At 65.1% G+C, this 13256-nt stretch carries 11 protein-coding genes; 6 read left to right on the forward strand and 5 right to left on the reverse strand.

Features of this window, described 5'->3' with window-relative positions:
• Positions 1 to 2: 2 nt before the first annotated feature.
• Positions 3 to 1424 (reverse strand): sulfatase, encoded by a 1422-nt coding sequence (locus HACJB3_RS12600; protein ID WP_049934462.1) that lies wholly within the window; start codon positions 1422 to 1424, stop codon positions 3 to 5.
• 150 nt (positions 1425 to 1574) lie between these two features.
• Positions 1575 to 2297, reverse strand: coding sequence for a phosphoglycerol geranylgeranyltransferase (locus tag HACJB3_RS12605; RefSeq protein WP_008415920.1), 723 nt, complete (start codon positions 2295 to 2297; stop codon positions 1575 to 1577).
• A 108-nt stretch (positions 2298 to 2405) separates the two neighbouring features.
• On the opposite strand from HACJB3_RS12605, the gene HACJB3_RS12610 reads away from it, so the two are divergent.
• Positions 2406 to 2804, forward strand: a complete 399-nt coding sequence (locus tag HACJB3_RS12610) for a DUF2237 family protein (RefSeq protein WP_008415921.1) — start codon at positions 2406 to 2408, stop codon at positions 2802 to 2804.
• Between the two features lie 9 nt (positions 2805 to 2813).
• Here the strand turns inward: HACJB3_RS12610 and HACJB3_RS12615 are convergent, their stop codons facing one another.
• Complete coding sequence (locus HACJB3_RS12615) at positions 2814 to 5375, reverse strand: DNA topoisomerase I (RefSeq protein ID WP_008415922.1); 2562 nt, start codon at positions 5373 to 5375, stop codon at positions 2814 to 2816.
• Here HACJB3_RS12615 and HACJB3_RS12620 point away from each other — a divergent pair.
• Complete coding sequence (locus HACJB3_RS12620) at positions 5362 to 6264, forward strand: YihY/virulence factor BrkB family protein (RefSeq protein WP_238532764.1); 903 nt, start codon at positions 5362 to 5364, stop codon at positions 6262 to 6264. The genes HACJB3_RS12615 and HACJB3_RS12620 overlap by 14 nt on opposite strands.
• On the opposite strand, the gene HACJB3_RS12625 is transcribed toward HACJB3_RS12620, so the two are convergent.
• Complete coding sequence (locus HACJB3_RS12625) at positions 6261 to 6509, reverse strand: amphi-Trp domain-containing protein (protein ID WP_008415924.1); 249 nt, start codon at positions 6507 to 6509, stop codon at positions 6261 to 6263. The genes HACJB3_RS12620 and HACJB3_RS12625 overlap by 4 nt on opposite strands.
• Positions 6510 to 6666: 157 nt before the next feature.
• Here HACJB3_RS12625 and HACJB3_RS18810 point away from each other — a divergent pair, with 157 nt between their 5' ends.
• The gene (locus HACJB3_RS18810) at positions 6667 to 6771 is read left to right on the forward strand and encodes a universal stress protein (RefSeq protein ID WP_081461330.1); all 105 of its coding nucleotides are present in this window, start codon (positions 6667 to 6669) and stop codon (positions 6769 to 6771) included.
• Between the two features lie 213 nt (positions 6772 to 6984).
• Here the strand turns inward: HACJB3_RS18810 and gatB are convergent, their stop codons facing one another.
• Positions 6985 to 8472, reverse strand: a complete 1488-nt coding sequence (gene gatB / locus HACJB3_RS12635; RefSeq protein ID WP_008415929.1) for an Asp-tRNA(Asn)/Glu-tRNA(Gln) amidotransferase subunit GatB — start codon at positions 8470 to 8472, stop codon at positions 6985 to 6987.
• A gap of 119 nt (positions 8473 to 8591) precedes the next feature.
• Between gatB and HACJB3_RS12640 the strand changes: the two genes are divergently transcribed.
• From HACJB3_RS12640 to HACJB3_RS12650, 3 genes are read left to right on the forward strand one after another with little or no spacing between them, the layout of a single operon-like run.
• Positions 8592 to 8816, forward strand: a complete 225-nt coding sequence (locus tag HACJB3_RS12640; protein WP_008415930.1) for a DUF7518 family protein — start codon at positions 8592 to 8594, stop codon at positions 8814 to 8816.
• A gap of 16 nt (positions 8817 to 8832) precedes the next feature.
• Positions 8833 to 12420 (forward strand): chromosome segregation protein SMC, encoded by a 3588-nt coding sequence (gene smc, locus HACJB3_RS12645; RefSeq protein WP_008415932.1) that lies wholly within the window; start codon positions 8833 to 8835, stop codon positions 12418 to 12420.
• A complete protein-coding gene (locus tag HACJB3_RS12650) occupies positions 12413 to 13219 on the forward strand; it encodes a segregation and condensation protein A (RefSeq protein ID WP_008415933.1) in 807 nt (268 codons plus the stop codon). Before smc ends, HACJB3_RS12650 begins: the two co-directional genes overlap by 8 nt.
• The last annotated feature ends 37 nt before the right edge of the window (positions 13220 to 13256 follow it).

Below are 13256 nucleotides of genomic sequence, written 5' to 3' on the forward strand. Positions count from 1 at the left end.
CGTTATCGATAACCAAGCGCCTCCAGTCGCTTCTCGACGGCCTCGTCTGCCGAGACCTGCGCCGTCTCGTCGCGTTCGAGCGACCGCGCGTGATCCCGAACCAGCGGTCGGAGCCGTTCGATGGCTGCCGCCCCCTCGGCGTCGGGCTCGGTCGCCAGGTCCCGTTGCTGTCTCGGATCCGAGGGGCGGTGATAGAGCTCCGCGGTTTCGGTGTTCGTGTTCTCGATGTAGGTCCACTCGTCGGTCCGGGCGCTCACGAGGAGATCCCCGTCGTCGAGGTCGCGCGGGATCGGCTGTTGGGTAATCTCCTCGCCGCGGACCGTCACCGAGAGCACCGGCTCCTCGGCGGGGCGATCGCCGCTGCGAACAGACTCCACGAGCGAGTCGCCCGCCCACGTCGCCGGCGACGGGACCCCGAGGAGCTCACAGACCGTCGGCGGGACCGCATCGAGCCCGACTGCTCCCTCGATCCGCCGGGCGTCGGAATCGGGCGCGTCGACGAGCAGCGGCACGTGCAGCAGTTCGTCGTATAGTTTGGGGTAGTGTGCGAGGTGGCCGTGGTCTTGGAACTCCTCGCCGTGATCCCCGGCGACGACGACCGCCGTCTCCTCGCGGGCACCGCTTTCCGACAGCGCCTCGAGGACGCGCCCGATGCTCGCGTCGACCTGACGCACCGTCGCCTGATAGAGCGTCCGCAGGTCCGCGAGGGTTCGCTCGCCGACGTCCCTGCCGAGCCCCGCCCGGGCGTGGGCCAGCAGCATCTGCGGGGTACCGAGCGGCGCCGAGGAGACCTCCCGGAAGTGCCGCGGTGCGGGCGCGTAGGGCGTGTGGGGGTCCATGTAGTGGATCCAGAGGAAAAACGGCTCCTCGCGGCCCTCGATGAACGACGTCGCGTGCTTCTCGACGTCGAGCATCCGCGAGGCGTCCATAAAGGGGCGGTCGTCGTCCCCGCCGCGGGCCCGCGAGAGGAGGCGACGAACCGGCGAGCTCGCGAGCTGGAGCCACGCCTCGACGGTCGGATGGGCCGCGAGGTATCGCCCGTAGAGCGACCCGGCGTCGGCGACGAACGACTCGAACTCCCCGAACCCGTCGTCGTACCCCCAGTGGTCGGTGAGAAAGCCGTTCGCGGCGTTGAACCCGCCCGTCTCGAAGCCGGCGTCGGCGAGGACCTCGGCGAGCGTCTCGCTTTCGGTGACGCCGATAGCCCCTGAGTCTGCGAAAACCGGACGGGAGGCCAACAGCCCCGGAAACGAAAACGGCGTCCAGTTACCGGTCGCGAAGGCGTGCTCGAAGACTGTCCCGCGCTCGGCGAGGCGCTCGAGGGATGGCGTCCGGTACTCGTCGCTGTACGGTCCGATCGCGTCCGCACGCAGCGAATCGACCGTGATCAGAACCACGTTACTGCAGTCAGTGTCTGTTGTCATGCCAGAGGACGGCCGGTTTCGACGCTGGGCGGATGTGACCCCGATTCCGCCCGGTGGCGACGACGAGACGTCGTCCGGCATACGTCGAACACACCGACCCGATACGGCGCTATAAACGGGGCGACCTACTCAACGTTGCGATACTCTTTCCTATCGGTGGTTCGTCGCTTTGGCCCGCGCGTCCTGGGCGCCCTCGACGGTCTCCTCGACCGCCTCGCAGCCCGCCTCGTGGAGCAAGTCCCCGACGACGATCACGTCGGCGTACTGAGCCATCGTATTGGCTGACTCGTAGTCGCCGATGCCACCGCCATAAAAGAGGGTCGCCTCCTCTAGGGCCTCGCTTGCGGCCCGCACCTTCTCCGGATCCCCGAAGGTGCCCGAGTACTCGATGTAGACGATGGGCTGGCCGAGCATCTTCTCCGCGACTTCAGCGTATGCAGCCACGTCCTCCGCGGTCTGCTGGCAGTCGGCTTGTGTTAGTTCTGCAACGCTCGCCTCGGGGTTGAGAACGATGTAGGCCTCGGTGAACGTCCGATCCCAGTCGATGTCATCGATCTTGACCCACTCCTTGTGGAACCCGATCGCCCACGAGATATCGCCCGCGTTGAGGACGACCGGCACGAGATAGCCGTCGAGCGCCTTGTCGTCGACGACTACCGCGGGGTTCGACGGCTCCTGATACAGCGGCACGTCGTACTTCGCGCAGGCGTCGATCACCTCTTGCATCTTCTCTTCGGTCATATCGAGGGTGCCACCGATCTCGATGGCGTCGGTTCCGGTTCGACAGACGTCCTCGAAGCTGTCGCCCGGAGCCAGGTCCTTGTCGGGATCGACCTTGACGATGTGATCCCAATCGGTCCACGATTCGCTCATACCGACTCAATTCTAAGGACGTGCTAAAACCCCTTCGGTGGGTTCGGAAGGGAAGCGATAGCGGCCCCGAGTAGCCACAGTTTTCCTCCCGCACTCGAACCCACACCCATGAGCGACGAGTCCGACCGCAACGTCTACGGCACCGAACTCCGTCCCTGTAGCGTCGACCCCGAGACAGGCTTCCTACGGGACGGCCACTGCCGACACCTCCGGCGGGATCCGGGCCGCCACGAGGTCTGTGCGGTACTGACCGAGGCGTTCCTGACCTTCAGCAAAGCGCAGGGAAACGACCTGACGACGCCCCAGCCCGAGTTCGGCTTTCCCGGGCTCGAACCGGGCGATCGCTGGTGTCTCTGTCTGCCCCGCTGGATCGAGGCCCGCGAAGCGGGGCACGCACCCCCGATCGTGCTCGAGGCGACCCACGAGCGTGTTCTCGACGAGATCGATCCCGACACGCTCCGGGAGTACGAGCTCGACCCGCGGGCCGAGGAAACGGGAGACGAGTAGGGACGTCCCTCAGCCCGCTTTCGCCTGCCACTTGCGAACCCGATCGGCGCTGATACCCTCGACCTCGTTTGCGACGGTCTCGGCCTCGGCGTCCTGGAGGTCGCTGACGCTCTCGACACCCGCGGCGGCGAGCTTCTCGGCCGTTTTCGCGCCGACGCCCTCGATCGATTCGAGGTCGGTCCCCGAGTCGTTCTCTCGCTCCTGGTACTCCCGGTAGTTACAGATCGGACAGCCCAGTTCCCAGGGTTCGTCGCCCGAGTGGACGAGCAGCTCGGGCAGGCCGTGTTCCTCACAGCGCTCGTCGGTGATCTCGATGTCGCCGCGTCGCGGAAGCGGCAGCGAGTAGTCACAGTCGGGGTACCGAGTACAGCCCACGAGCCGCGAGCCGTTCCGGAGCTGTTTGATCGCGAGCTCGCCGCCGTCGGCCTCGACGGGTTGGCCGTCCTCGGCGGTTGCGGCGGGGTCCTCGCCGTCACGCGAGGAGGGCGGGATCGACCCCTCCCCACATTCGGGACAGGCCCCGATCACTCGATCCTCCTCCTCGTCGGCCTCGTCAGCCTTACACTGCGGACAGCCGTGGACGAACGTCCCTCGGCCGGCGAGCATCTTCACGTGCCGTAGGTCGTGCTCCTCGCAGGTCGCCTCGAGGATGAGCGGCTTGCCCGTATTGGGCAGCGGAAGCGTGTACTCGCAGTCCGGATAGCCGTCACAGCCCACGAAGTACGACCCGCGGCGGGACCGCCGAACCAAAAGATCGTGACCCGATTCGGGGCACGGTCCCAGGGTCTTATCCGCTTTGAGCGATTTCTGGAGGTGGTCGCCGATCTCCTCGCGCGATTCCATCAGGTCGTCGAACACCCGTTCGAGCATCTCGCGGGACTCGCCGGCCACTTCGTCCAGGTCCTTCTCGCCCGCGGCGATCGCCTGCATGTCGTCTTCCAACTGGGCGGTCATCGCCTCGCTTACCACGCGGTCTGCGTACTCCTCGCCGGCCTCGACGACCGCCGTCGCCAGCTTGGTGGGCCGCGGCGAGTCGTTCTCGATGTACCCCCGGTCGTAGAGCTTCTCGATCGTGTTGTGACGCGTACTTTTCGTTCCGATTCCCATCTCCTCCATCGTCTCGATGAGGCGCGACTGCCCGTATCGACGGGGCGGCTGGGTTTCCTTGTCCTCGATTCGTATCTCGGTCAACGCGAGGGACTCGCCCTCCTCGACGTCGGGGACGACGTTCTCGTTCGTGCTGAAATAGGGGTAGACGGCGTGGTAACCCGGTTCGACGAGGCGTTTGCCGTTCGCCTTCAGGCGGTGCTCGCCCACTTCGAGGACGACCTTGAGGTGCTCCCAGCGCGCCGAATCGGCGACGGTCGCGAAAAAGCGCCGGACGACCAGTTCGTAGACCTCCCACTCCGCATCCGACAGTTCGCCCTTCGTCGGCAGTTCCTCCGTGGGATGGATCGGGGGGTGGTCGGTCGTCTCCTCGTCACCCTCCGTGGGGGTAATTTCCTCGCGTTCGAGCAGGGTTTCTGCGTCCTCGCCGAAGGTCCGGTTCCCGGTGAACGCATCGAGTAGCTCGCGGGGATCGAGGTCCTCGGGATACACCGTGTTGTCGGTCCGGGGATAGGTGATGTAGCCCGCCGTATAGAGGTCCTCGGCGATGCTCATCGCGCGTTTGGCGGAATAACCGATCGAACTCGCCGCACGGATGAACTGGGTGGTGTTGAACGGTGCGGGCGGCGCGTCGGTTCGCGTTCGCCGCGAGACCGACTCGACGCGGGCCTCGCTCGCTTCCCGAAGGGTCTCGTAGACAGCCTCCGCACGCTGCCCGTCCCAGACGCGTTCGGCCTCGTTGCCGTCCTCATCGCGGTAGAAGTACTGGGCGTCGAAGCTCTCCTCCCCTTTCACGAGGTTCGCGAAGATCTCCCAGTAGGCCTCGGGGTCGAACGCCTCGATCTCGCGTTCGCGATCCACGATCAGCTTGAGGGTGGGCGTCTGGACCCTTCCTACTGAAATGAAGTCGTCGCCCAGTTGCCGGGCCGAAAGCGAGAGGAACCTGGTGAGGGCCGCCCCCCAGACCAGATCGATGATCTGGCGGGCCTCGCCCGCCGCCGCCAGGTCGAAGTCGATCTCGTCGGGGTCGTCGAAGGCGCTGTGTACCTCACCGTCGGTGATCGACGAAAAGCGCACCCGGTCGATCTCCGCCCCGTCGTTGACGTCGCGGACGATCTCGTAGGCCTCCTTCCCGATGAGTTCGCCCTCGCGGTCGTAGTCGGTCGCGATCGTTACCCGGTTTGCGTCCCGAGCCAGCAGGCGAACGGTGCGGACGATGTTCTCCTGTGTGGGGGTCTTCTCGACGGCCGCGCCGATCAGTTCGACGGGCTCGACGTCACGCCAGTCCGAGTACTCCGAGGGGAAGTCGACGGCGACGACGTGGCCCGACAGGCCGATACAGCGTTTCCCGCCCCAGCGATAGACGTTGACGCCGTTTTGGCGTTCGACCTCCGCGGACTCGCCACTGAGGATGGCGGCGATCCGGCGGGCGGCGTTGTCCTTCTCGGTGATGATCAGATCCACGGATTACCGGCGCTACGTCGAGGCGGAGCCTAAACGTTTCGCGCGCCGTCAGGACACCCCGACGTCGGGATCGGAACGTTGTTCTCGGACCGACGAGTACGTCTGTGGGATGCGTGGGGGGTACGAGGTACTCGTAGAGATCGTCAGGGAGGTCCGCCGCCAGAACCTCCCGTTTCTGGCCGGGAGCCTCGCGTTTTACGCCTTCGTCTCGCTGTTGCCGCTGTTGTTGCTCGTCCTCGTCGCGGCCTCGCTGCTGGCCGGCGAGACCGTCGCGCGCTACCTGCTCGCGCTGACCCGGCTGTACCTCAGCCCGACCGGTCAGGACCTGCTTGCTGGAGCGATCACGGAGGCGACGGGCTGGGTCGGGAGTTCGATCGTCGGCCTGCTCGTGTTGCTGTGGGCGGCCTTCCGGATGTTCCTCGCCATCGACACCGCCTTCGCACAGCTCTACGAAACCCCCCGAACGAAGACCTCCCTCGGCCAGCGGGTGCGCGACGGGCTGATCGCCTCCTCTGCGATCGTCCTGGTGTTGGTCGCGGCCGTGGCCACCGCCGGGGTCTTTACGCTCCTGCCGGATTTCAGCTACTCCGGGGCCGTCGACTCGCTGTTGCTCGTCTGCGGGTTGCTGGTCGCGTTCCTCCCGTTGTACTACGTCTTTCCGAACGTCGAGGTCACCCTCGTGGAGGTGTTGCCGGGGGCGTTGTTCGCGGCCGTCGGCTGGGCGCTCCTCCAGTGGTTGTTTCAGTTCTACGCCTCGGTGGCGACGCTTGCGGCGGTCTTCGGTGTGATCGGAGGTGCACTGTTGTTCCTGTTGTGGCTGTATTTCGGCGCGTTGATCATCCTCTTTGGCGTCGTCGTCAACGTCGTTCTGGCGGGACGGACCGGTTAGTCCGCCTTCTCGACGGCCCAGTCCAGCGTCACCGTGATCGTCTGGCGCTCGCCACCGAGCATCGGGGACCGTTCCTCGGTCGTGATGTCGTACTCGAGGACCGAGGCCGGGTTAAGTTCGACGGTCTTGTTCCCGACCGAGATGTCCGAGGGTCCCTCCCCCCGGATCTCGCGGGCCAGCGCCTGCAGGTTGTCCGCGACCTCGTCGCGCGAGAGGTCCTCCTCGTAGGAAGTCTTGTCTGACATACGACTCCGAATTGGATCGCAAGCGACATAGTGGTTTACCCGGCTGCGGGTGCCTGCCACCGCGAGAGCGCTCGAAGTCGACCGTCCGAATCGCGCCGGTAAACCAGAACGGGAGTGGAACTCGATCCCGACCCTGTAGAACGGACGATTACACGTAATTCCGCTCGATGGAAGCGACGAGGCCGCACACGCGGCGCGCTGGGGCCTCGAACTCGACCGGCAGTTCGACGCGACCGCCGACGTCGTCCACGTCGTCGAGTGAAGGGATCCCAGCCACGAGAACGGCCGCCGAGTCGGCGGGATCGACCGGATCGAAACGTATTACCGCCCCGCGATCGGTACATGAATCGATGACAACCGACGGCACCACCACGACGCAACTGGAGATCGTAGAACCGATGGGCGAAGCCTGCATGATGGGTGTGCAGTTCGCTTTCGACGTCGCGACCGCGCTCTTTTGAACCCCGTTCGAGGCCTACCCGTCGAGACGCTCGCGTAGCAGTCGGTTGACCTGTCCGGGGTCGGCGCTACCGCCCGTTTTCCCCATCACTTGCCCGACGAGGAAGTTGATCGCGCCGTCGTCGCCCGATTCGAGGTCGGCGACCGCCTCGGGGTTCTCCTCGATCGCCTCCGTGACGGCGGCGGCGACCGCGTCGTCGTCGGTTTTTCCGAGGTCGCGCTTCTGAACGACGGCGTCGGGGTCGGTTCCCGAATCGAGCATCTCCCGGAGAACGATCTCGCGGGCGTTCTTCGCGGTGATCTCCCCTCCGGAAACCAGTTCGACGAGCCGGCGCACCTCGTCCAGTCGGTCCTCGACGTCGGTGACCGCCATGTCGCGGTAGTTAAGTTCTCCCAACAGGTCGTCCGCCACCCACGTCGCCGCCAGATCGGGCTCGAAGTCCCTCGCCAGGTCCTCGTAGAAGTCCGCGACCTGTTTCGTCGAGGTGAGTTTCGAGGCCGCCTCCTCGCCCAGCCCGTACTCCTCTCGAAAGCGCTCGCGCCGGGCGTCGGGCAGTTCGGGGATGTCGATCTTCGACGTCCAGTCCGCCACTCTGAGAACGGGCAGGTCGTACTCCGGGAAGTACCGGTAGTCCTTCTCCTCTTCTTTCGACCGCATCGAGACGGTGATGCCCCGGGACTCGTCCCAGTGGCGCGTCTCCTGTTCGATCTCGCGCCCTCTGCGAACGGCGTTTTTCTGTCTCGTCACCTCGTAAGCCAGCGCTTTCTCCGCGCCCTTGTGACTGGAGATGTTCTTGACCTCGGTCCGGTTGGCTGCCGCGAGCGTCTCCGCGTCGATGAAGCCGTCCTCCTCGACGTCCTCGCCGTCCACCAGCGAGATGTTGGCGTCGACTCGCAGCGAGCCGTCGCGCTGGCTGTCGAAGATCCCCAGATACTCGAGGACCTCCTCGAGTTTGGCGAGAAAGGCCCGCGTCTCCTTGGGGCTCCGAAAGTCGGGCCGGGTGACGATCTCCATCAGCGGGATCCCTGCGCGGTTGTAGTTGACGAGGGTGTGGTCGGCGGTTTCGATGTTTCCCCCTTCGTGCTGGAGGCTGCCCGGGTCCTCCTCGAGGTGGGCGCGCTCGATTCCGATCTCCCGGCGCTCGCCCTCGACGCCGATCTCCAAACGTCCGTCTTGGCAGAGCGGGGCGTCGTACTGGGTGATCTGGAAGTTCTTCGGCAGGTCGGGATAGTAGTAGTTCTTCCGGTGGAATCGAGTCTGCTGGGGGATCTCGGCGTCGATGGCCTTGCCGAGTTTCACCGCTGACTCGACGGCGGCCTCGTTGAGAACGGGGAGTGCTCCCGGCAGCCCGAGACAGGTCGGACAGGTGTGGGTGTTGGGTTCGGCGCCGCCTAGGTCGGTCGAACAGCCACAGAACACCTTCGTCTCGGTTTCGAGTTGGACGTGGACCTCGAGTCCGATCACGACCGCGAGATCGCGCTCGTGGGTCGCCTGCGCAGTCATTGGCCGGGCTTCGATCCGGACCGCATAAAGGCTACCGGGAGACCGATCCCGCCCGAGTAGTTAATTCACGGACACGTGTCTGACGCAGGTTTATGTCCGCCGAGCGAGGTAACGTGTGTATGCCCAACAGAGTCGAGGACCTCGAATCGCGGCTCCGCGAACTCGAAGCCACGGTGCGTGGACTCACCGAAGAGCTCGTCGAGACGAACGAACGGCTCCGCGAACTCGAAGCCACCCACGAGGAAGACGCCGAGATAGAAACCCGCGAGGTCGGAGTCGAAACCGATAGGAGCGAGCGCGAGGAATCGGAAGACGACACGGCCAACGACATCATCGTCGCGTAGTCCGCCGGTCCTTACCATGCACATTCGAGCGCTCGTCCTCGAGAACTTCAAGAGCTTCGGCAGAAAGACACGAATTCCGTTCTACGAGGACTTCACCACCGTCAGCGGCCCCAACGGCTCGGGCAAGTCGAACATCATCGACAGCGTGCTCTTTGCGCTCGGACTGGCCCGTGCCCGCGGGATCCGCGCCGAGAAGCTCACCGACCTGATCTACAACCCCGGTCACGACGGCACGGACTCCCAAGAAGGGCCCCGCGAGGCGAGCGTGGAGGTCGTCCTCGACAACACCGATGGCACGCTCGCGCGCGAGCAGGTCGTCAGCGCCGCCGGCAGCGAGGACATCGGCGACGTCGAGACGATCTCGGTTCGGCGGCGGGTAAAACGCACCGAGGACAACTACTACTCCTATTACTACCTCAACGACCGGTCGGTGAACCTCTCGGACATCCAGGACCTGCTCGCGCAGGCCGGCGTCACCCCCGAGGGCTACAACGTCGTCATGCAGGGCGACGTGACGGGGATCATCAACATGACCGCCGGACAGCGCCGCGAGATCATCGACGAGATCGCGGGCGTCGCGGAGTTCGACGCGAAAAAGGAGTCGGCCTTCGAGGAGCTCGAGACGGTCAAAGACCGGATCGAGGAGGCCGAACTCCGCATCGAGGAGAAAGAAGACCGCCTCGACCAGTTGAAAGACGAACGCGAAACCGCACTGGAGTACAAATCGCTCCGGGAGGAAAAAGAGGAGTTCGAGGGGTATCTGAAGGCCGCCGAGCTGGAGGAAAAGCGCGCGGAACTCGACGCCAAAGAGAGCCGGATCGAACAGAAGCGCGAGAAAGTAGAGGAGCTCCGCCGGGAGCTCGACGAGAAGCAGGGTGCCGTCACGCGCCTCGAAGAGGACTTAGAGGACTTAAACGCCGAGATCGAGCGCAAAGGCGAGGACGAACAGCTCGCGATCAAACGCGAGATCGAGGGAATCAAAGGCGAGATCAGCCGGTTCGAGGACAGGATCGAAAACGCAGAAGAGGCCATCGACGAGGCCGAAAGCGACCGACGGGAGGCGTTCGTCGGGGTCGACAGGAAAGAGGAGACGATCGCCGACCTCGATACGGAGATCCGCGAGACGAAGTTGGAGAAGGCCTCCGTGAAGGCCGACATCCAGGAGAAGGAGGCCGAGCGGGAGGAGATCGAAGCAGCAATCGAGGACGTCGACACGGAGTTCGACGAGCTGAAGGCCGATCTGCGGGAGAAAAAGGCCGCTCTCGAGGCGGCGCGCGACGAGCGAAACGAACACCAGCGCGAGCAGGACCGCCTGCTCGACGAGGCCCGCCGGCGCTCGAACGCGATCGGCGAGAAGGAGAACGAACGCGAGGAGACGCTCGAAGCGGTGCCCGAAATCGAGTCCGAGATCGACGATCTGGAGGACGAGCGCGAACGGGCCGTGAAGAACCGCGAGCAGATCGACGCGGTGGTCGAGGACCTCAAGGAGGAGAAGCGAGAGTTTCAGGGAAAGCTCGACGGGATCGAGGACGACCTTCAAGCCAAACAGCAGGAGTACGCGGAGCTCGAGGCCAAGGCCGGCGAGAGCGGCGACAGCTCGTATGGCCGGGCGGTCTCGACGATCCTCAATGCGGGCATGGACGGCGTCCACGGCACCGTCGGCCAATTAGGAGGCGTCGACTCGCGGTACGCCACCGCCTGCGAGACCGCGGCGGGCGGCCGGCTCGCGAACGTCGTGGTCGACGACGACGGGGTCGGCCAGCGCTGTATCGAACACCTGAAATCGCGCAACGCGGGCCGGGCGACGTTCCTCCCGATGACGGAGATGCGAAACCGCTCGCTCTCCTCGCCGCCGCGTGCGGAGGGCGTGGTCGACTTCGCGTACAACCTCGTCGATTTCGATACTGCGTACGCGGGGATCTTCTCGTACGTGCTCGGCGATACGCTCGTCGTCGAGGACATCGACACCGCACGGGACCTGATGGGCAAGTACCGGCTCGTGACGCTCGACGGGGAGCTGGTCGAGAAAAGCGGCGCGATGACCGGCGGGAGCCGCTCGGGCTCGCGCTACTCGTTTTCGAAATCGGGCAAAGGACAGTTAGAACGGGTCGCCGAGGCGATCACTGACTTACAGGACCGGCGCGAGTCGGTGCGCTCGGAGCTCCGAGGGGCCGAAGAGCGCCTCGAGAGCGCCCGCGATCGGAAAACCGAGGCCACGGAGCAGGTCCGTGAGATCGAAAGCACGATCGAGAAGAAACGCGAGGCGATCGAGGAGCGCGAAGCGAAGGCCGAGCGGTTGGTCGAGGAAGTCGAGGAACTGGAGGACGCCCGCGGGGACGTCGACGAGCGTATGGGCGAGATCGAGGAAAAGATCACGGAGGCAACCGGAGAGATCGAGGAGCTCGAAGGCGACATCGAGGAGCTCGAGGGCGAGCTCGCCGACTCGGAGATTCCCGAACTGACCGCCCAGCTCGACGGGATCGACGACGCGATCGACGAACTGGAGGACGCCCTCGACGAGCACGACGGACGCCTCAACGAACTCCAGCTCGAAAAACAGTACGCGGACAACGCCATCTCGGATCTGGACGAGCAGGCCTCGAACGCAGAGGAGCGTATCGAGAAGCAGGAGAGACGTATCGAGGAGTTCGAGACCGAGATCGAAAAGCAAGAGGAGCGCCTCGAGGGGAAGCGCGAGGCCGTTGAGGAACTCGAAGCCGAACTGACCGAAAAGAAGGAGGAGCGCCGCGAACTTCGCGGAACGCTCGGCGAGGCGGCCGACGAGCGCGACGTGGCCAAGGAGAAGGTCGGCACGACCGAGAGTCGTCTCGAAGGGCTGGAGGCCAGCGCCCGCGGGCTCGAAACCGACATCGCCGACCTAGAGGGGGAGGTCGGCGAGTACGACCCCGAGGAGATCCCCGATCACGACACCGTCGAGTCGCGGATCGCGGAGCTCGGTAGCGAAATGGAGGCCCTCGAACCCGTCAACATGCTCGCGATCGACGAGTACGACCGGGTCGAAGGGGAGCTCGACACCCTCACCGACCGCAAGGACGTGCTCGTCGAGGAGCGCGAGGGGATCACGGAGCGCATCGACTCGTACGAACAGCAAAAGCGCGACACGTTCATGGACGCCTACCGGGCGATCGACGAGCAGTTCCAGGAGATCTTCTCGCGCTTGTCGGCCGGCACCGGGGAGCTCCACCTCGAAGACGAGGACGACCCCTTCGACGGTGGCTTAACGATGAAGGCCCAGCCCGCCGATAAGCCCATCCAGCGCCTCGACGCGATGAGTGGGGGCGAGAAGTCCCTGACGGCGCTGGCCTTTATCTTCGCCATCCAGCGGTACAACCCCGCGCCCTTTTACGCGCTCGACGAGGTCGACGCCTTCCTCGACGCGGCGAACGCCGATCGGGTCGGAGAGCTAGTCGACGAACTCGCGAGCGACGCCCAGTTCGTCGTCGTCTCGCACCGCTCGGCGATGCTCGAACGCTCCGAGCGCGCCATCGGCGTCACCATGCAGGGCAACAACGTCAGCAGCGTCACCGGGATCGACCTCGCGGGAACGACCGAGGACGAGGAGGCAGCGACCGCCGATGACTGAGCCCACGATGCCGGAACCCGACGCGGAGAGCGAACCCGTCGAGTTGCTGGTCCAACTCGCCGAGGAAGGCGAGATCGAGCCGTGGGACATCGATATCGTCGAGGTGACCGACGCGTTCCTCGCGAAACTCGACGCGGCGGACCTGCGCACCTCGGGCCGGGCGCTCTTCTATGCGAGTGTCCTGTTGCGGATGAAAAGCGACGAGCTGCTCTCCGAGGACGACGAGGAGGAGTTCGACGACTGGGAGGCCGAGATGCACATGGGAGAGGACGAGCCGTTTCCCGAGGACCCCATCGGGAACCTCGAACGCGAGATGGAGCGCCGCCTCGATCGTAAACACGCCCGTGGTTCGCCCGAGACGCTCGACGAACTGGTAAGAGAACTGCGCGAGGCCGAGCGCGACTCGTGGTGGAAAGAATCGCGCGAGTACGATACCTCGGGTTCGCCAAAGGGCTTTCAACGGGGCACCCAGACGCTCGATTACCACGCGGCCGACGAGTTCCGCGCCGAGGAGGAACCGACCGCCGAGGAGGTGACCGGGACCGCCCACGGCGAGGACATCGAGGACACCATCACGCAGGTCTACGCCGCACTCGACGAGCAGTACAGCGCCGGGCGCGAGGAGGTGCTCTTCGGCGAGATCCGTTCGGCCGGCGGCACGCGCGTCGAGACGTTCCTCGCATTGCTCTTTCTGGCCCATCGCGGGCAGGTTTCGCTCCATCAGGACGACCTCTTTGGCGACCTCTGGGTGCGAAATCCCGCGGCGACGACCGAGGGAGCCGAAGCGATCGCCGATTGACTGAGGATCGTGTTATCAGTTAGCATTACCCTTATGT

The sequence above is a fragment of the Halalkalicoccus jeotgali B3 genome (assembly GCF_000196895.1).
Classification (GTDB): Archaea; Halobacteriota; Halobacteria; order Halobacteriales; family Halalkalicoccaceae; genus Halalkalicoccus; species Halalkalicoccus jeotgali.